Source organism: Faecalibacterium sp. DFI.5.82, assembly GCF_029076575.1.
Classification (GTDB): domain Bacteria; phylum Bacillota; class Clostridia; order Oscillospirales; family Ruminococcaceae; genus Faecalibacterium; species Faecalibacterium duncaniae.
The window spans coordinates 1-287 of sequence record NZ_JARFIS010001175.1; the positions used below are offsets into that span (position 1 = coordinate 1).

General features: G+C 52.3%; 1 pseudogene. It reads left to right on the plus strand.

From position 1 onward, the window contains the following. Positions 1–287, plus strand: a pseudogene (locus tag P0G09_RS20610) (DUF1727 domain-containing protein); the annotation flags it as partial.

Genomic DNA, 287 nt, shown 5'->3' on the forward strand with positions numbered 1-287 from the left:
TCAGCACATTCTGCACTACCACCTGATCACCTATGCCGGCTTAGGCGACTACTTCTGCCCACATTGCGGCTTTAAGCGTCCTAAGCTTGACTACGCCGTTACCAAACTGGGAAAACTGACGCCAACCAGCTCAACGTTTGAACTTGACGGCCAGGAATATCGGATTGAAATCGGTGGTCTCTACAACATCTACAATGCGCTGGCGGCCTATGCGCTGGGTCGTTTCCTAGGCGTCAGTCAATCGCAGATCAAGCATGCCTTTGAATCCGACGAACGAGTCTTTGGGC